We start from the raw sequence: 19,118 nt of genomic DNA on the forward strand, positions 1-19,118 counted from the left end.
GTGGAGCAGCCAGGCAACGTGCTCGACCAGCTCGTGCGGGACGTCGAGCATGGCAGGATACGGAAACCACCAGGGCCCCTTCGGTCGCCAACGTGCTGAGTGAGATCACCACGCCAACGAGGAGGGGCCCTGCCTCGTCACCACACCCACTGACCAGCTCATTTCACCCTCCAACACAGGATGAAAGAGGCTCAGTAAGACAGCTCCTGGACGGCCCGCGCGGCGATCCACACCGATGGTGGAGGAGTGAGCGCGCAGGCCTGCGAGGCAGCCGTGAAGCGGTCAGGCCGGTCAGGCCGGTCAGCAGGGAGCCGCTTTGGGCCGTAGCGGTCGCCGGGCTGGCTCACGAGGAAAAGGGGGAACGGTGTGGCAGAGGCGTAGGCGCTGTCGGCCCAGCCGGCGTCGTTGAGCGAAGCCCCGAGGGACGGGCGGATATGAGGACCGACAGTTCGCGACCGTGGCGTCCGGGATCGGTGTCCTTGGAATGCCCGCCGGGGCCGCGTGCGGGGGTGTGCGAAACCATGGCGGGGAACGCCGGTCCCTGCGGACGCGAAGCCGAAGGCAGCCGGCGTGACGGGCCGCCCGTGACGGTCAGGGTGCGACAGGCTCCTCCCCCGGGTAGATGACGCCAAGGTCCCGGCGGATGGCATCGAGGACACGCAGAGTTCTGAGAGTTTCGTCGAGCGCCATGAGAGGGGACTCCGACTGCCCGGCCGCGATGCAGCGGGCCGCTTCCGCGGCCTCGTAGCACAGTCCTCCGTCCAGCCGATCGGGCGTGTAGCTGGCCAGCATCTCGTCGTCCGGGCTGATCAGACGGACCGTCGCGGGACGGTAGAAGCGGCCCTCGATCTCCAGGCGTCCACGCGTACCCGAGATCGAGGCCGACGTGGGTGTACGGGCGGACAACGTGGTGTTCAGGACGCCGTGTGCCCCGGTCTCGTTGGTGACGATGACGGAGGTCTGCCCGTCGACACCGGTGGACGTCTTCGTTCCCACGGCGGTGATCGAGGTGAACGGCCCCAACGCCAGAGAGGCGAACGAGACCGGATAGATGCCCAGATCGAGGAGCGCTCCTCCCGCCAGGTCGGGGTCGAACAAGCGATGCGCCGGGTCGGGCTTCGCCGGCAACCCTTTGTCCGCGGTGACCGTGTGCACGTCGCCCAGCAGCCCGCACTCGAGCACCTGGCGTACGACGTCGATATGGGGAAGGAAGCGCATCCACATGGCCTCCATGAGGAACACTCCGCGCTCGCGCGCGGCGGCGACCAGCTGTTCGGCTTCGTGGGCGTTGCGGGTGAAGGCCTTCTCGACCAGCACGTGGCGGCCGGCCTCGATGGCCTGCGAGGCCTGTTCGAAATGCTTCGAGTGCGGGGAGGCTATGTAGACGATGTCGATGTCTCGGTCGGCGAGCAGTTCGGCGTAGCTCCCGTAGGCAGCGGGAATCGCGAATCGGTCCGCGAACGCCCGCGCCCGCTCCACCTTGCGGGATCCGACCGCCACCACGCGCTGCTGGGTGTACGTCTGCAACGCCTCGACGAACAGCTCCGCGATCACTCCGGGTGCGACGACCCCCCACCTCAGGGCAGGTGCTTCGCGGGGGCATGGTGTGCGCGGGGAAGGCAACACGAGACGTGGCATGTCGTCAGCGCGAGCAGCGATGCGAGGGGCTTGGTTCACAGTATGTCCTGCTTCTGTAGATCTCGACTCGGTCGACTGCCGGCCACACCGGTGCTCCACCGCACGACATCTCACCGGTCACCGCGGCGGTACGGCCGGGGGTCGAAACCCCTGGCCCTCACCACGAAGTCGAGACCGGCACCGGAAGCACGACAGGCGGCTGCCACCCGGTACCGCGGGCCGTAGGCACGACAGTACGGACGTACTCGTGAGCCCTTCCTATCGGCGTGCCGCGGCATGGGCAAGGACACCGCCGCGGGTCCCCTTTGCCCTGCCCGTGCGACACGTCGACACTGCCCCTCCGGCTGGCTCCCGGTTGCCCCTCCGGCACGGTTCGCCGACTCGCCCCGAACCACGTGCGGCTCCGTTCGACGAGCCCCTGGTGTGCCACGCGTGCGGCTCGGCGCGGCTCAGGAGCGTTGCCGGAACAGAGGTGGCTGCAAGGACGCGTCCTCGACGAGAACCCTGATGGTGGCCAACAGCTGTCCCTTGTCGTCGGCGGCGGTGAGGGATACGAAGCCCCCCCTGGCCGCTTGGCTCACGGGGATGTACGCGGTGAAGGTCCCCTTACGAGAGACAGTGGCGCGGCTGACCGGCCCGGTGGTGCCCCAGGTCAGGTTGATCTTGCTATCGGGAGGGAATCCGCTGCCGCGCACCTGTGTGACGCGCCCGGCGTGAGCCACGCTGGGCGTGAGACGCAGCGTGCCCTGGACAGCGGGCGGCGGCGGTGCCGGCGGTGACGGAGCTGTGGAGGGGGGAGGGCTCGAGGGACTGGGCGAGGGGGGGCTCTGCGGTACGGGCCGGACCTCGGCGGCCAGGGGGACCGAGACGGTCTGCCTGTCACCCGTCGAGTTACTGGTCGCCACGACGGTCAGTGCGTCGGCGTACGTGCCAGCTTTGGCGGGTGTGAAGGAGACGACGGTGGTGCATGCCTCTCCGGCATACAAGGTTCGCCCCGTGCAGGTGCCTTCCGCTCGGAAGGCGGCGGGGGGCTGAACAGTGGTGATGGTGAGGGGGCCCGGGCCGGCGTTCGTCAGGGTGACAGGCAGCCCGCTTGCGGTCGTCGTGGGGAGGGCGAACGTGCCGAAGTCGAGGTCGGCGGGGGTGACGGTGAGGCGTCCGACCGGGACGTGTGCGTAGACGTCCACCTGTCCGTTGCTGTCGCTGTCGGTCAGGGGGTCCGGGGTGTCCAGGGCGACGCGGGCGGCATGGGTGTCGAAGGACACGGCAGGACGGCCCGCCTCGGCCTCGCGGTCCAGGGTGGCGACCGGTACGAGTGTGTCCTCGCGCTGGAGGGACCGCAGGTAGAGACGTGTGCCCGCTGGCCCCGAGGCGGGGCCGCCGAGGTTCGTCGCTACGGATGCGAAGCCGATGACGCGGCCGTCCGGGGACAGCGCCGGGCGGCCGCTGTCCGCGTCGCCCGGCACTCCGCGCGTGCTCGTGGAGACAACCGTCTGTGTACCGCCCCGGCCGTCGGTGACGACGATCTGGGCGGACTCCTTCGGCTTGGAGGGATGGGGGCTCCGGACGTATGCGATGACCGACCCGTCGCCCGACACCGTGGGCGCACTCGCACTGCGGCCGTCGTCTCCAGAGACGACCGTCGCCACGCCGGCGAGAGGATCGGCGCCCAGTGGGGTGGAAAGGACGACGTCCTGGCCCGTTTCCATGCCGGGCAGTCCCCGCGAGACGAAGACCAGGGTCGTGCCGTCCGCGGAGAGCGCGGGCTGGGTGCCGTCCACGACCCGGGGCCCGCCGGATGGGTTGTCCGTGCCCTTGCGGCTGACGATGACGGCAGGCCCGGGAGCGTATCCGGGGCCGGGGTCGGTGTCGCGACGCATCTCGATGACCCGGCTCTCCACGCGTACGGACACGGAGAATCCGTTCATCGGCATGACGCCGCCGTCCGGGTTCGGTGTGAGGCGGGCCCGGGCCAGAAAGGTCTGGGGAACGCTGGGCGCGTTCGCTCCAGGGTCGGCTGTCCCCTGCCCGGCGCCAGGGTTGATGAGGAAATAGAACGTGCCGGGGTCGGGGTACATCAGGTTCGTGCCGGAGCGGACCGCCGCCGGGTTGCTCGTCAGTTCCTGTTCCGCAGCACGTTGACGTGCCTTGGGCCCCGGGTCGACGAGGCGGATGGCCGAGCAGTCCTGGGTGGTGTAGGTGAACCACCCTCGGATGTCCCTAGCCGACACCACGGCGATGAACGGCTGGTTCGGCCGAGCCGCGTTCAGGGCGACCACGTTTCCCAGATCTCTGTTGGTGCCCACAATGGCACCGCGCAGGGGAAGAGAACCCATCTGGTCCTGGGTCAGGTCAGGGGCGGAGCACCACGGGGAATCGAGGTCGCCCTCGCACATGGCTGCCAGCGCGATGCTCGACTGCCCGGCGGGAGTCGCTCCGTTGGTCCAGAAGTGGGAGAGATGCGAGAGGTTGCGGGAGTCCCCGACGCAGCTGGACGGATTGAAGGTGACCTCGGTGCGACACGTGCCCACCGCGTCACACTTCTTGGGGCCCGCTTCGAACCCGCTGATCAGGGCATCGGTAGAAGGGTCCCGGATCTCCGGTTCTCCGGTGAGGTCTGTCGTCTGGCCTGGGGCCAACGGTCGCGTGGTGATGGTGGCAGTGAAGGGCCGTTCCTGGCCTGAGAAACCATAGAACTTCCCGGCGAGGGCGTTGAAGTCGATCATGTCCGAGCGGATCGGCACCGGTGTTCCCGCCACCGACACGCTGACGCCCAAATAGGGGGAGATGGGAGACAGGACACTGGGGTAGACGATCGTGGATCCGTCCGAGGAGAGGCGGGGACCGCAGTCGCTCTCACAGAGGCCCGGGAACGACTGTGCGGGCGAGTTCCGTTCGTCCAGGTCGGACGCCTTCATGTTTCCGGACAGATCAAGTCCGCGCGTCCCCGACACGTCGCGGTCGACCACCACGGTCGCAACCTGGGCGGGCGTACCGCCGTTTGCCGCGCCGGACCGGCGGTAGGCGACCTTTCGGCCGTCGGCGGAGATCTGCGGGTCGGTGGCGTCGTTCGACGGATCACTGAGCAGGGTGAGAGCGCCCGTCTGCAGATCCCGGCCGTACACGCGCCACCGGGTCGTAGGCGAGTCGTCGAACAGCGGTGTTCGCGCCTGGAGTTCAGCACGACTCTGAAAGACCACGTGCCGGCCGTCCGCAGAGATCCGCGAGGCCTTGCCGCCTGCGGCATTGTCCTGGCCGCCATCGGTCGAGATCAGCTGGAACGCCGAGTCAGCAGCAGCGCTCGCGGTCAGCTTCTCGAAGATCACCCCGCTCGCGACGGCCGCTGCCAGGATCACGACACCGATCAGCGACATGGGTCCCCACTGCCGCCTGTGCTTCCTCCCACGTCTCATACGGAGATCGAAGCATGTCTGCTCGAATGCCGATGCGCTGCAAGGAAGCCCTTTGGGAGCAGACTTCTTCCCCTTGGGGAGGCGGAACGGCCCGGTAGGCAGCAGCCCGGGTCCTGTTCGCCGGGTCGACCTCCTGGGCGCACCCGTGGCGGCGACAGTCGACCCATCCTCAAGGGCTTTCCGGCAACGTGGCGTTCCGCAACCGTTGGTCAACTCATCACCCGCGGGACCTCTTTGCCCAAGGCAATCTGATTGGAGCCCATTCTGCGTAGGTCAACTTCAGCTCGGACGCGGCACCCGCGTTGATGCCCTCATCGCTGCCCCGGAGCCACTTGCTTCCATCTTGGCTCTCCGCGGACACTACCGGCCGTCCACTCTGCTGCAGATTTAGATGACGGGTGATTATGCATAGAGGGCTTCACAAGAGAGTTTCCATGGTCCGCCGACGACGGGGCTGGGCGATCGTCGGCGCCTCGGCCACCGCACTGTCGCTGGGCCTGGGAACGCTGTCCATATATGCGCAGGCTGGTGAGGCTTCGCCGGACGCGGACACTGTCATGCCCGAGGTGATCGTCGACAATAACGATCCCGGCTTCAGCACAACAGGGACGTGGACTTCGTCGACGGGTTCGAAGGGGTACCACGGGCGAGATTACCTGTACGCGGCGCCCGGGACCGGAAAGGACCGCGCCCGGTGGACGCCGAGCGTACCGAAATCCGGCACGTACGGTGTCTACTACTGGCTGCCTGCCGGCAACTCGAGCCGTACCGATAAGGCCCCTTTCACGGTTCACGGCATTGCTGGAGATCACACCTACGAGGTCAACGAAAAGGTCGACTCGGGCGGCAATTGGGTACTCCTGGCCAACCATGAATTCCGCAAGGGAACTGACGGATACATCGAAGTCTCCAATAGCTCTCCTGGTTTCGTGAACGCGGATGCCATCAAGCTGGGACAGCCCGGGCAACTGAGCATCGAGACTCAGATAGGACGCGCCGCCGCCGCGGGGAAGAAGGAAGTGACGATCGTCCCCGGCACGTACAGCCGAACCTCGACACTCTCCCTGAGCAGGCTGAACAACTTCACGATCAACGCCTATGGCGTCACAATCGTGCAGAAACGTCTGGTGCAGGCGGTCAGCGGTGGGAGCGCCCGTGATCTGACCGTCAAGGGGCTCACGATCAACTACGACCCACTGCCCTTCACCCAGGGAAGGGTCACCAAGAAGTCGGCTGATGGCACGTCGATGGAAGTCCAGATATTTCAGGGGTATTCGCGCCCCGAGAAGCTGGCCGACCGCGTGACGATCTGGCGGCCTGACGTGCGGCTTCCCAAGAGTCAGAAGCTCGGCGCGTCGGTTTCCTGGGTGGACCGCGCTGCGGGTATCGCCCAGTCGAACAGCGCGGGGAGCGCCGTCGTCGGCGACATCGTCACCTTTGCCGGCGGCGCCGCTTCCGGGGCTGCCTACGGCATCACCGCGGACGGAGCGAACACGACCCTGAAGGACGTGACGCTGCATGCCGCGCCGGGCATGGGCCTGATGAACTCCACGGGTGAAGGGAACATGCATCTGGACAACTTCCGGATCGTCCCCGGACCGCCACCGCCTGGAGCGACCGAGAAGCCGATCCTGACGTCGACCTGGGATGCCATCCAGTTCCAGGCCGTCAAGAAGGGACCGACTATCGAGAACTCGCGGATCGAGAACGCCGGAGACGATTCGGTGAGCAACCCGGGCATCGGGGTCGTGAACGTCCGCAAGGTGGATGGGAATACGGTCTGGGTGGACTTCGACGGCAACGTCTACCGGGTGGGGAAGGTGGGGGACCGTCTCCAGCGTTGGGCCGGCGATACGATCGCGACGATCAAGGGCATGGAACGGGAGACGGACAGCGAGATCACGAAGCTCTCCAGTGCCAGCGGGAGATCCGACTCGATGTACCGCGTGACGCTCGACAAGCCTTCGCCGTGGGCAGCGGGGACCCAGATCACCGACATCGACCGCATGGGCAACGGTTTCGTCTTCCGCAACAACTACGTCGACAGTTCGGGGCGGGGGTTCCTCGTCAAGGCCCGTGACGGCGTCATCGAGAACAACCGCATCCGAGGCGCCAACGCCATCTCGGTCTCGAGTGAGCTCTGGTCGGAATCCCATGCGAACGCCGGCGGACACCTGACGATCAGGGGCAACACCTTCGTCAGCACCCTCTGGTCGGCCGGCGGTCTGTGGAACAGCTGCCAGGTGGGAACTGTCTCATTCGAGGGAGAGAGCTACTCGCAGCGCCTCTTCCCCGACGTCACGATCGAGGACAATACGTTCGAGGACATCAGAGGCCTCAACCTCAACATCGCCAACGCCAAGAACGTCATCGTCCGGAACAACTTGTTCAAGCGCTCCCAGCAGATCGGCTATGACCGGAAGACGGGCAACAAGTGCTCGATCCCGAAGACCTCGGTCATACACGTCCGCCACTCCCAGAACGTCGCGTTCAGCGGCAATCGGATCGACCGGATCGGCCCCTTCTCAGTGCGGCAGGTCACTGTGGATCCCGCGTCCACGTCGGGTATCACGGGCCTCCCGGACGGAGTGCGCGTGGTCGATGAGTACTCCCCTGTCGACGCGGCCAAGACGTACACCCTGACGAACCGCAACAGCGGACAGCTGCTCACCGCGGCGGCGACCACAGCGGACAGTGGCGGTGCCACACAGCAGAAGGCCGCCCTGCAGGCCACCCAGGGCTGGCGGTTCATTCCGGCCGGTGACAGCGCCGTGCGGATCCAGAACCCGAAGACAGAACTGTTCCTGACCGCGGGCACCGCGTCGACGGTCACGATGCAGCGTCGGCTGGAAGACCCCGCACAGTCCTGGAGGTTGCTGGACACCGGAAACGGAACGGTCAAGATCTCCAACCTCAAGACCCGGCTATTTCTGGACATCGTCTCGGCCGCCGAGACCCCGGGGGCCGCAGCAGTACAGAACACCGCCGACGGATATCTGAACCAGAGCTGGCAGCTCACCGATGCCTCCCCCACCTGGAAGAACTCCTCGCCAAGCGGATTGGGGCGCGCGGGAGAGCAATACGCCTACCAGTTCCTCGCACAGAGCCCAGAACCGCTGCGGTACACGGTGAGCTCCGGAGCGCTGCCTCCCGGTACGACCCTCGACGCTACGGGGAAGCTCTCGGGCCACCCAGTGAAGCCGGGGTGGTACGCCTTCACCGTAACGGCGGACAATGGCTACGCGACCGCCGCCACCAGCACGATTTCCGTGCTGGTGAGACAAGACACTAGTTCGGCCGGCTGCCCGAGACAGCCCGCGAAGGCCGCGGCCTGCCGGGCCGGTAGGTAGAGCCCCCAGGCCCCCGGTTCTCCCTGCTCCCACCGTCGCGTGGAGCCCCAAAACAGCGCGCCCCGTGCCGAGGCATTCTGATCACCTCGGCACGGGGCGCGCACCACGCCGTTCAGCCCGAAGGAGTCTCCTGAGTGCGACGGCGCATGACGGCGAGCGCGGTGATTCCCGCGACCGCTGCGACCCCGCCCGTCACGCCGACCACCCACACCGCGGACCCCGCGCCGGAATCGGCGAGACGTGAGGCCGGAGGGCCGGAAGGGTCTGTGCCTCCCTCTCGATCGGTCGGCAGGCCGGACAGGTCGCCCTGAGGTCGTTCGACTGTCCCCTTCTTCGTGCCGCGTTCCGCCTCGATCGGAGCGGGCCTTCCCGAGCCCGCCCCCAGCACCTGGAAGTCGTACTGGGCCCAACCCTCCGCCACGCAGTCCTGCTCTCCCACCCTGTCCAGGTAAGCCCCGGAAGCAAAGGAGTACGCGTCACCGGCAGGGGCACCGGAATCGATGGAGAGCCTGAGGTCGATTTTTTCGGATTCCTTCCCCTTTAGTTCCTGCATAAAGAAGAAGAAGTCTCCGGCCAGGGTTGCGTCACCGATGGTAATCCAGATGCCGTTCTCCGGATTCTTGAACTCCAGATCGACATGCGGGCCGAGTGACTTGGCTTTGACCGGCGCGTAGTTCTCGATCTCGGCGTAGAAGGCGACCCCCGACAGATCGGTGTCGGACGTGTTGGTGACGACGAGCTGGAAGGGATGAATTCCGCTCCCCGCCACGATCCTGCCGGGCAGACCCTTGACCGACGCGACGACCTTGACATCGGCAGGGCCTTGTTCCAGCTCGTCGCAGTAGGGGACCGCGGGGCCGGCCCCCGGCTCGGTCGAAGGGGACGCAGAGACGTCTTCGCCGGCCGGCCGGGTCGACGGAGAGACGTCCTCCTCGTCCGCGCTGTCCGGCCCGGTGCCGGGCACGCCCCCACCCGAGCCCGTCCCGGCGCCTCCGCCCGCGGAGCCCGTGGCCGAGGCGTCGGGGGTGGGAGGGGTTCCTGCCGCGACGGCGGCAGGGGCGCAGAGCACTGCCAGCGGCGCGAGTGCGGCCATCGTGGCTGCAGTGGCAAGGCCACGGCGAAGCGTCATCATAACCTCGGGTACATCGAAGGAGAACTGCTGGTCGGGCGCCGCCACGAGCGAACGCGAAGCAGGTTCGTCGCGCCGTACATTTCGCCAGCAAGGCTCGTTCAGATTAGTTGGGTCCCCGGATTGCACAACGCTGCGGGAAAATTCTTCCCTAACAGGCACGAGAGTCTGACGGAAAGGGCCGGTCGGCCGTTCCCGTCCGGGCCGCCGAGGCACAGAACGGCCTGACGAACATTCCAAGGCGCCGTGCCGGTCGACGACCAGATGATGCTTCCTGCGACCGGCCTCCTTCGACCGGCGAAGGTCCTGTATGAGCCCCGGCACCGTTTTGGTGACTTCGCGAGGGAACTCCCGGCCTTCGGTCCCGGTATGACCCGAGCCCCCAGTCGATGATGACCGCGAATGAATGTGTGGTGTCGCGGTGCCGGAGGCATGGGCAGACCGCTGAGCGACCGGCACCGCCCGCCGTCGTACCGGCGGACACGCCGTGTCTGTGCACGGACGTTGCGGCCGTGTGTATGGCGAAGGTATGGCGACCGCCAGAGCCTCTCCATAGGCCCCAGGTGGTTGGCTCTGGCTGCCGGGCGGACCCCGTCCCACGGTCGCACCCGCCGAGGGGCTCTCGCCCTCCCTGGTTCGCACTCTCGAAGGACCTCCATGCATGCTTCGGATCGCCGCAGGTCAGGCCACTCCGCACGCCTCCGTCGCCCGCCCGCCTGGTTCCTCTCCAGTGCCGCCGTTCTCGTGCTCATCACCGGATGCTCCTCGTCCCCGGGCGGCGTCCGCGCCGAGGGCGCGCCGCTGAAGGAGAGCAGTCCCGCCGGGCAGACCGGGAGGACGGCGGAAGACGCGGCCACGGGCGCAGGCAAAGACGACGGCGTGCAGTACGCCTCGTGCATGCGCGAGAACGGCGTCGACGTCGCCGACCCGGACGCCTCCTCCGGGCTGGTGGTCCTTCCGCCCGGCCTCCCCCAAGGCCAGGTGAAGCGGGCCGAGGAGGTCTGCGGAACCAACCCCACCGGACAGACGTTGCGCGGTGACATTCCACCCCCGGAGGTGCGGAGCCATCCGGACGTCGAGGCGCTGCGCCTGAAGTACCTGTCGTGCCTGCGCGAGAACGGTCATACGCCGCCGAAGATGGTGAACGGGACCGCCGTCATCAAGGCCACCCCCGAGCTGCTCGCCGCGCAGAAGGCGTGCCGTGCCGAGAACGAGGCGCTGGACCAGCGGAGGAAGGAATTGATGGAGAAGGTCGAGCAGTGACGATCCCCGCCCCCGTACCGGTCGAGGACGCCCCCGCCAGCCCGCCCCGCCGGCGCCTGGTGCCCGTCGCCACCCTCATCGTGGCGCTCATCGCGACGGGCGCGAGCGTCCTGTTCCTGCAAGGACGTTCCGATCCCGCTCCCGAAACCGCCGCGGCGGCCGGCCTACTTCCCCCGGCTACCGAACGGGTGGTCCGCGGCGACCTGGTCGAAGAGGTACGCGCCATCGGTCCCATCCGCTTCTCCGGCGAACGCTCCGTCGTCAACCGCCTCCCCGGTGTGCTCACCTGGGTCCCGCCCGCGAACACCCGTATGGGTCCGGGCAAGCAGCTGTACGCCGTCGACGATCGGCCGGTCATCCTGCTGCAAGGGGACCTGCCCGCATGGCGCGAGTTCGCGCCCGGGATGGCGGCCGGCCGGGACGTGCTCGCCCTGGAAGAGAACCTCGTCGCACTCGGTTACACCGGTTTCACCGTCGACGAGGAGTTCTCCGAGAAGACGGCCAACGCCGTGAAGCGCTGGCAGAAGACCCTCGGACTGCCCGACACCGGCAAGCTCGAACTGGGCCGTATCGTGTTCGCCTCCGGCCCGGTCCGCGTTGTCAAAGCCGTTACCCGCGCCGGGGACCAGGCCCAACCCGGCTCCGAGGTCCTGCGGATCAGCGGCGTCGGCCGACAGGTGGACGTGGAGATCCCTATCGCCGAACAGGTCCTCGCGGTCAAGGGCGCCGCGGTCACGATCCTCCTACCGGACGGCAGCGAGACCGGGGGGAAGGTCGCCTCCGTCGGCGCGACCAGGTTGGACAAGGAAGGAAAGAGCGTCGTCCCGCTCTCCGTGCGGTTCTCGGACGCCGACGCGTCGAAGGACATGCACAACACCGAGGTGATCGTCGTACTGAAACGGGTCGAAGCACGGAACGTGCTCTCCGTGCCGGTCACCGCACTGCTCCCCGGCGACCGCGGGGGATACGCGGTCCAGGTGGTGCGGGGCGACGACGTCCGTCTGGTGCCCGTGACCACTGGCTCCTTCGCCGACGGACGTGCCGAGGTCACCGGCCCCGGGGTCGCCGAGGGCGTGTCGGTAGGAGTGCCGAAACTGTGATCGAATCCGCCCTCGTCGACGACGCCACCGGGGCCGGACATCCGGCCGGCGGCCCCGCCGTCCTGGTCCGGCTCCGCGGCGCCGGTCGCACTTACGGCCGCGGCGCGCAGCGCGTCCGCGCTCTGCGGGACGTCAACCTGACGCTGCGGCGCGGCGAACTCGTGGCCGTCGTCGGCCCGTCCGGCTCCGGCAAGTCGACTCTGCTCAACCTCGTGGGCACCCTGGACCGCCCCACCGCCGGCACCGTCGAGATCGACGGGCTGGCCGTCGACACCATCGGTGATCGCAAGCTCGCCGCCCTGCGGGCCCACCGGATCGGCTTCGTCTTCCAGCACTTCCACCTCGCGGACAACGTGCCCGCCCTGGACAACGTCGCGGACGGCCTCCTGTACACGGGCCTCCCCCGGCGTGCCCGTCGCCAGTACGCGGAGGCCGCGCTGCGCAGGGTCGGCCTGCACCACCGCCTGCACCACCGGCCGCACGAGCTGTCCGGCGGTGAACGTCAGCGCACCGCCATCGCCCGCGCGGTGGCAGGCAACCCACCGCTGCTGCTCGCCGACGAGCCAACCGGAGCGCTGGACACCCGCTCCGGCGAAATCGTGCTGCACCTGCTGCACGCACTCCACGAGAGCGGCACCACCGTCGTGACCATCACGCATGATGCCGGTGTCGCGGCCCGCATGGGACGCCAGTTGAGGATGCGGGACGGCCTGCTCGTCTCCGACAGCCTCTCCCCCGACGGCACGGTCGAGGAGACGTCGTGAGCCGCGAACGAGGCGGTGCGGCAGCGTCCCGTCTGCGCCCGATGGACCTACTCCGGCTCGGTGCGCACGGGCTGTGGACCCGTCCGATGCGGGCGCTGCTCTCGGCGGCGGGCATCGCCATCGGCATCGCGGCCATGCTCTCCGTGGTCGGCATCTCCACCTCGAGCCAGGCACACCTCGACGCGCACCTCAGCGCGATCGGCACGAATCTTCTCACCGTCACCCCGGGCCAGGACCCTGACACCGGACTGCCCGTCCCCCTGCCCCCCACGGCCGCGGCCACCATAGGCCGGGTGGACGGCGTCGACGTGGTTTCCGCCACGGGTGTGCTCGAAGGTATCGCCGCCTACCGCAACGAGCGCGTCGACCCGGCCGAGAGCAACGCACTCGCCGTCGTCGCCACCGACCTCGAACTGCTGCGCGCCCTCCGCGGTGGTATGTCCAGGGGCGTCTGGCTGGACCACGCCCCGAACCGCTACCCCACCGCCGTCCTAGGCCCTCGCGCAGCCTCCCGGCTCGGCGTCTCCGGCCCCGGCGAACGCATCTGGATCAGGGACCGATACTTCACCGTTCTCGGCATCACGGAGGCCGTCCCGCTGGCGCCGGAGATGGACACCGCCGTCCTCGTCAGCACGCAGGCCGCCGAACGGTACCTCGGCTACAGGGGCAGGCCGACCACTGTGTACGAGCGCTCCCCCGACCGGCTGGTGACGACCGTCCGCGCCCGGCTGCCCCGCGCGGTGGCACCCGAAAAGCCCCAGACGGTCACCGTTAGTCGGCCCTCCGACGCCCTGAAGGCACGTCAGGCGGCCGAGGAATCCTTCGACGGACTACTCCTCGGCCTCGGCGGGGTGGCCCTGCTCGTCGGCGGCATCGGAGTGGCGAACACCATGGTGATCTCCGTGGTTGAACGCCGCCGGGAGATCGGCCTACGCAGGGCGCTCGGCGCGACCCGTCGCCACATCAGCAGCCAGTTCCTCGCCGAGGCGCTGTTGCTGTCCGCCCTCGGCGGCGCGGCCGGCGCGGTCCTCGGCGGCGCCGTCACCATCGTCTACGCCCACACCCGGAACTGGCCCGTCGTCCTGCCCGTCCCCGCGCTCGCCGCGGGTCTCGCCACGGCCCTCGTCCTCGGTGCCGTCGCCGGACTGTACCCGGCCCTCCGGGCGGCCCGCACCCCGCCGACCGTGGCCCTGGCGTCCGCTTAGAGTGCGAACCCAGGAAGGAAAGGACCCAGCCCATGCGCGTACTGGTCGTCGAGGACGACATGTTCATAGCGGAGGCGCTTCTCGCCGGCCTGCGCCGCGAGGCCATGGCCGTCGACCTGGCCGAGGACGGTGCGGCGGCCCTGGAGCACCTCGCGGTGCATGCCTACGACGTGGTCGTCCTCGACCGCGACCTGCCGAAAGTACACGGGGACGAAGTGTGCCGACAGATCAGCGAGCGCCACAGCGGCACCCGGGTGCTGATGCTGACCGCGGCGGCGGCCCTGCACGACCGGATCGACGGGCTGCGGCTGGGCGCCGACGACTACCTCCCCAAGCCGTTCGACTTCCCCGAACTGGCCGCGCGGGTCAAAGCGTTGCACCGGCGGGCCGGGACCCCGCCACCGCCCGTGCTACGTCGTGGCGACCTGCGTCTGGACCCGTTTCGCCTGGAAGCCTACCGGGGAGACCGGTTCCTGCACCTGACGCGCAAGGAGTTCGCCGTGCTGCACCTGCTCATGGCGGCGGCAGGAGGGGTGGTGGGCACCGAGACCCTCCTGGAGAAGGCCTGGGACGCGCACACCGATCCGTTCACGAACGCGGTGCGGATCACCGTCTCCACCCTCCGCCGCAAACTCGGCGATCCGCCCGTGCTGCACACCGTCACCGGGGTCGGCTACCGTCTGGACCCCGACGCGTGAGGGGCCTCCTTCCCAGGAGGCCCCATGCGGCGGGTCCTCGCGCCGGGCGCCCTCGACGGATCACCCTCCGTACCCGATTGACCCTCGCCTACAGCGCCCTCCTGGCGGCCGTCGCCCTGGCGCTGATCGCGCTGTTGTACGCGTTCATGAAGTATGTGCCCGTCTACAGCGAGGCGGTGCAGTCACCGCGGCCCCCGGGCGCGGCCTCCCCTTGGGTTCCGCCCGCGAAGAGCTGGGCCGTCAGCGAAGAGTGCAACGAGAACTCCTCCTCGGGCAGCCTTCTGCAAGACCTCGTATGGAGCCTTACCGCCCCGGCCGACGCGAGCCCTATCGTGACCGTATGCGGGGTGGAGGTCGCCGGGCAGCCAGCCTGGGCCGGTGGCTGGGAGGCGTCGCTCCAGGTCTCCACCAAGGAAGACTTCCTGCAGGCGTTGCTCCTGTTCAGCGCTGTGGCCCTGGCGCTGCTGCTGTTGGTTGCCCTGTTCCTCGGCTGGTTCGTCGCCGGCCGCATGTTGCGCCCGCTGCAGAAGGTCACGGCGACCGCTCGGGGCATCGCCGGTTCGACCCTCCACGAACGCATCGCGCCGACCGGCCCACAGGACGAGATCCGGGAGCTCGCCGAAACCTTCGACAACATGCTGGAACGGCTGGACCGCTCCTTCGACGCGCAGCGCCGCTTCGCCGCCAACGCCTCACATGAGCTGAAGACACCGCTGACCGGGATGCGGGCGATACTCCAGGTCGCCCTGGCCGCCCCCGAGGAGTACCGGCTCCAGGAGGTGGGGGAGAAGATGCTCGCCCTGACCACCCGCTCGAACGAGATCCTCGACGCCCTCCTCACCCTGGCCCATGCCGACCAGGGCGGCATCGTGACGACCGAGGTGCCCCTGGACGGCCTGGCACAGGAGTGCACCGCGCAGCACCGGGCCCAGGCCGACGCGTCGCAGGTGGACCTGACCCTCGGCTGCGAGCGGGCCGTCGTCGCGGGAAGCACGGTGCTCCTGCGCCAGTTGATCGCCAACCTGGTCTCGAACGCGATCCGCCACAATCATCCCGGTGGCTGGGCAGCCGTCCGCGTGGAGCGAGACGTGGGCCACGGCGTGGTCCGGATCGCGGTCACCAACTCGGGCCGTGTCTTCGGCCAGGACGAGATCGAGTTGATGCGCGAGCCGTTCCACCGGCTCGACAGTCGGCAGGGGGGCGGACCGGGACGCCGTGCCGCTGGTCACGGGCTGGGGCTGGCGGTTGCCGAGTCCATCGCACACGCCCACTCCGGTGAGTTGGGCATCACCTCGCCGCCCGGTGGCGGCTTGGAGGTCACGGTCACCTTCCCCCTCCCGGACGGCGCCTTCGCGCAGACCTCCTGACCGGCCGCGCGCCACCGCCGCGGCGGTGGCGCGCGGCCGGTGGGAGCGCGAGGGATCTTGCGTGTCTCGCCCGATGCCGCTGGGGCGCCTTGTTCTGCCAGTCATCGTGTGCCTCATGGCACGCGTAGGCGTGTGAAGTGGTGGAGCCAGGCGAAGGTCCCCTCCACGACCCAGCGGGTCTTGCCCCGGCCCGATTCGTGTGGGACACCGCGGTTGGCGAACAGCCGGGTCGGTCGTTGCCTTGGCTCTCACGCAGTCCTCGGATGCGGGGGATCGCGTCCGGCAGGGGCATCAGCCGGGTGGCGTCATGTCTGCATCCGCCGGTCAGTGAGCGATCGACGATCACATGGTGCCCGCTGCCCCGCGGCCGACCGGCGCAGGTCCGGTGTGAGCCCCCTGCAGGGCCTGCACGACCCGTCGCTTGGCGCGCTTGGGGCAGCGGTCCGGCTCAGACTTAGCGGGTTCCGAAGCGCCTGCGCACAGCTACGCTGGTGGCGACACCCGCGGTCACGGCCACCAGCCCGATTCCGGCAAAGAGCAGGGTGTTGCTCGACGATCCGGTGTCGGCGAGGCCTTCTTCCGTCGGCTTCTGCGGGCCGGTGCCCTGGCCCGACTTCGACCCTGATGTGTCGGCCGGCTCGGAGGGGGCGTGCGATCCGCTCGGTTCGGGTCTGACGTCGTCCGTCGGCGGCTGGGGCGTGCTGCTGGCGGGCAGGACCGCCTCGAAGGCATCTGCGATCGCCCGGTGCCCTTCCGCGTTGGGGTGCGGGTCACGCTTCGAGCACTGCCACGTCAGCTGGCAGATCGCGGCTACGTTCGCGGGCACCTTGCCATAGCCGGGCACATCGACGAGATTGCCGAAGTCGTCGGAGGAGAAGGCTCCATCGACATTCGCCACCTTGAAGCCGGCTGCGGCATACGTCTGGGAAATGGTCTTGTTTCCCGCGCCGATCAGGGAGGCCGAGTCCTTGGCGGCCTGCTGGCCCACCTCGCTGAGGAGCCATGACGCGAGGAACGGGTTGTAGTACGTTGCACCCGCGTATCGAGTGCCTTCCGCACCGGCTTGCCGCAGCGTACTCGTCATCTGGGCAAGGTTCTTCGCCATGGACTGGGCGGTCGTGCCGAGGCAGAGCTCGTCGAGGGCGCCGGTCGCTTCCACACACTGATTGATGTCGTTGGCGCCGATGTTGAGCGTGACATAGCTGATCTTGCCCCGATGCTCGGCCATGACCTTCAATGCGGCGTCCAGCTGGGACTTGGCGTTGGGGTAGTCGCACTTCCCGCCGTTGACCAGCGAGTCCGTGGTCTCGCCGGTGCATCCCAGTCGAAGGTGCCGGAGTCCGGGCTCGCGCTGCTTGAGCTTCTTGAAGAGCTGGTCCGGGTAGGCGACGTCCGACTCTCCGTCACCACCCGGTTGATAGCCGGTCGCCAGCGAATCGCCCAGAGAGATGTAGTAAGTGGTCGCCTTGCCGTCCACGGGTTGCACGGCGGTCGCCAGGCTGGGGACGCCCAGTACGGTCACCGTCGCGGCGGCGATCACGCCGGAGACCCTGCGGCGTGTCCAGACGGTTGGCGTCGGCTGGCCGTCGCGCGTTCTGAAGAGCCGCTGAATGATGTGCATCGGTTACGTTCAACTTTCCATTGAAGGAGAAGGTGAGTGGCAGGGACCGGCCATCGGCGATAGTCGCAATCCGGCTGTCGCGCGGTCCCGTACATGAGGGATACGAACCGGGCAGTCCAGATGCCCTCTCGGCGGAACCGGCGGTGCGTCTGCCGATGGCTCAAGGCAGACGAGCCCACTCCCCCGGACCGGGGCCACCGGAGACGGCAGCAGCCGAGGGATAACAAGCCACTCGTCTTCGACCGCGAGACGCATGCGACCGCAACCCTCTTCCTCGCCCGACTCCGCACCGTCGGCGCCTTTTGCAAAATTCGCCCGAAATGACACTATTAGGGGTTCTTCCTGGTCCACCGCCAGCAGGAATGGAGTTCCAAGGATCGCAGGACCCACGTCGAGCGAGGAGCGTTGTGGTGGTGATGCGGGGCTCTTCGGCACGGGACCGGCGCGGCTGGCTGCGTGGCGCCCCGCCACCACGCTGGGTGCGGTTGTTGCCGGTGCTGGTGGTGGGCGTGGGCGTGGCCACACTCACCAGCCCTGAGCCTCTCGACATCGGCTTCATGCTGGGTGCCATCTGCCCGCTGGCCGTCCTCTCCTACGGACCACTGGCGCCCGCCGCGCTGGGCGCCGCGTCGATCACCCTCCTCACCGCCCCCGGCCTGCAACTGGACCGGCCCGGCAGCACCGATGTGCTCACCCTCGGCTTCGTCGCCACCCTGAGCGTCATCGTCTCGTTCGTCCGCAGTCGCCGCGACGCCCAGCTCGACCTGGAGCGCACGGTGGCGGAGGCGGCGCAACGTGCTCTCGTGCCCGCCGTGGGCGAGCGGGTCGGGGCGGTGCGCTGTGCCAGTTTCTACCGAGCGGCGCAGCGCGGCACCCTGGTGGGAGGCGACTTCTTCGACGTGCGCACCACCCCCCACGGCATCCGGGCGGTGCTGGGCGATGTGCAGGGTCACGGCCTGTCGGCCATCGCGACGGTCGCCTCCGTGCTGGGCGCCTTCCGTGAGGCGGTACTCGACGAGTCGGACGTGGAGACGATCGCCGCCCGGATGGACCGCAGGCTCGTGGCCGACTCGGCGCACACGGAGCACGCCGAACTGTTCGCCACAGCAGTGCTGTTGGAGTTCTCTCCAGACGTACGGGCGGTTCGTGTCGTCTCCTACGAGCTCGTAACACGATCATGAGTTGTGCTTCTTGAGACGTCTCCAGCAGATGAGGCTGCAGGCCAGGGAGACGAAGGCGTCGTGGAGTTCGGTGCGACGTTCCCAGCGGACAGCGAGGCGTTTGAACTGGTGAAGCAGGGCGAAGGTCTGCTCCACCACATAGCGGAGCTTGCCCAGGCCCTCGATGTTCGGGGAACCCCTGCGGGAGATCACCGGCAAGATCCGGCGCTTGCGCAGTGCACGGCGGTTGAGGTCGGAGTCGTAGCCCTTGTCGCCGAGCAGGGCTTCGGGACGTCGGCGGGGCCGGCCGGGACGGCCCGCGACGGACGGGATGCCATCGACCAGGGCGAGGGTCTGGGTGACGTCGTTGACGTTGGCCGCGGTGGTGATGACCTTCAGCGGGGTGCCGC

The 19,118-nt window shown here is 68.5% G+C and carries 12 protein-coding genes and 2 pseudogenes; 8 read left to right on the forward strand and 6 right to left on the reverse strand.

What is annotated here, in order from left to right; genetic code table 11:
• The 3 genes and pseudogenes from ACZ68P_RS34880 to ACZ68P_RS34890 all read right to left on the reverse strand — a co-directional run.
• Positions 1-112: pseudogene (locus ACZ68P_RS34880) on the reverse strand (IS5/IS1182 family transposase); the annotation flags it as partial.
• Between the two features lie 479 nt (positions 113-591).
• On the reverse strand, positions 592-1,638 hold the full coding sequence (locus tag ACZ68P_RS34885) for a Gfo/Idh/MocA family protein (RefSeq protein WP_471013239.1): 1,047 nt from the start codon (positions 1,636-1,638) through the stop codon (positions 592-594).
• 449 nt (positions 1,639-2,087) lie between these two features.
• Positions 2,088-5,264, reverse strand: a complete 3,177-nt coding sequence (locus ACZ68P_RS34890; protein WP_471013240.1) for a hypothetical protein — start codon at positions 5,262-5,264, stop codon at positions 2,088-2,090.
• Between the two features lie 221 nt (positions 5,265-5,485).
• On the opposite strand from ACZ68P_RS34890, the gene ACZ68P_RS34895 reads away from it, so the two are divergent.
• The gene (locus tag ACZ68P_RS34895; protein WP_471013241.1) at positions 5,486-8,401 is read left to right on the forward strand and encodes a golvesin C-terminal-like domain-containing protein; all 2,916 of its coding nucleotides are present in this window, start codon (positions 5,486-5,488) and stop codon (positions 8,399-8,401) included.
• A gap of 112 nt (positions 8,402-8,513) precedes the next feature.
• Here ACZ68P_RS34895 and ACZ68P_RS34900 read toward each other — a convergent pair whose 3' ends face one another.
• A complete protein-coding gene (locus tag ACZ68P_RS34900) occupies positions 8,514-9,578 on the reverse strand; it encodes an LAETG motif-containing sortase-dependent surface protein (protein WP_471013242.1) in 1,065 nt (354 codons plus the stop codon).
• Between the two features lie 609 nt (positions 9,579-10,187).
• On the opposite strand from ACZ68P_RS34900, the gene ACZ68P_RS34905 reads away from it, so the two are divergent.
• The 6 genes from ACZ68P_RS34905 (at position 10,188) to ACZ68P_RS34930 (ending at position 15,927) form a co-directional block, all read left to right on the forward strand.
• Complete coding sequence (locus ACZ68P_RS34905) at positions 10,188-10,793, forward strand: hypothetical protein (protein ID WP_471013243.1); 606 nt, start codon at positions 10,188-10,190, stop codon at positions 10,791-10,793.
• Positions 10,790-11,893 (forward strand): peptidoglycan-binding protein, encoded by a 1,104-nt coding sequence (locus ACZ68P_RS34910; RefSeq protein ID WP_471013244.1) that lies wholly within the window; start codon positions 10,790-10,792, stop codon positions 11,891-11,893. Before ACZ68P_RS34905 ends, ACZ68P_RS34910 begins: the two co-directional genes overlap by 4 nt.
• Entirely contained in the window at positions 11,890-12,657 is a 768-nt protein-coding gene (locus tag ACZ68P_RS34915; protein WP_471013245.1) for an ABC transporter ATP-binding protein, read from the forward strand. Before ACZ68P_RS34910 ends, ACZ68P_RS34915 begins: the two co-directional genes overlap by 4 nt.
• On the forward strand, positions 12,654-13,862 hold the full coding sequence (locus tag ACZ68P_RS34920; protein WP_471013246.1) for an ABC transporter permease: 1,209 nt from the start codon (positions 12,654-12,656) through the stop codon (positions 13,860-13,862). The genes ACZ68P_RS34915 and ACZ68P_RS34920 overlap by 4 nt, the downstream gene beginning before the upstream one ends.
• 32 nt (positions 13,863-13,894) lie before the next feature.
• A complete protein-coding gene (locus ACZ68P_RS34925) occupies positions 13,895-14,560 on the forward strand; it encodes a response regulator transcription factor (protein WP_471013247.1) in 666 nt (221 codons plus the stop codon).
• Between the two features lie 77 nt (positions 14,561-14,637).
• Positions 14,638-15,927, forward strand: a complete 1,290-nt coding sequence (locus ACZ68P_RS34930) for a sensor histidine kinase (RefSeq protein WP_471013248.1) — start codon at positions 14,638-14,640, stop codon at positions 15,925-15,927.
• Between the two features lie 454 nt (positions 15,928-16,381).
• Here the strand turns inward: ACZ68P_RS34930 and ACZ68P_RS34935 are convergent, their stop codons facing one another.
• Positions 16,382-17,548 carry an SGNH/GDSL hydrolase family protein gene (locus ACZ68P_RS34935; RefSeq protein WP_471013249.1) on the reverse strand — a complete coding sequence of 389 codons (1,167 nt, stop codon included), beginning with the start codon at positions 17,546-17,548 and terminating at the stop codon, positions 16,382-16,384.
• Between the two features lie 416 nt (positions 17,549-17,964).
• Here ACZ68P_RS34935 and ACZ68P_RS34940 point away from each other — a divergent pair.
• Positions 17,965-18,705 (forward strand): annotated as a pseudogene (locus ACZ68P_RS34940) (PP2C family protein-serine/threonine phosphatase); the annotation flags it as partial.
• A gap of 18 nt (positions 18,706-18,723) precedes the next feature.
• Here the strand turns inward: ACZ68P_RS34940 and ACZ68P_RS34945 are convergent.
• A partial coding sequence (locus tag ACZ68P_RS34945) for a transposase (protein ID WP_471013250.1) occupies positions 18,724-19,118 on the reverse strand: 395 nt, incomplete at its 5' end.

It is taken from the genome of Streptomyces sp. NPDC036822 (assembly GCF_055609145.1).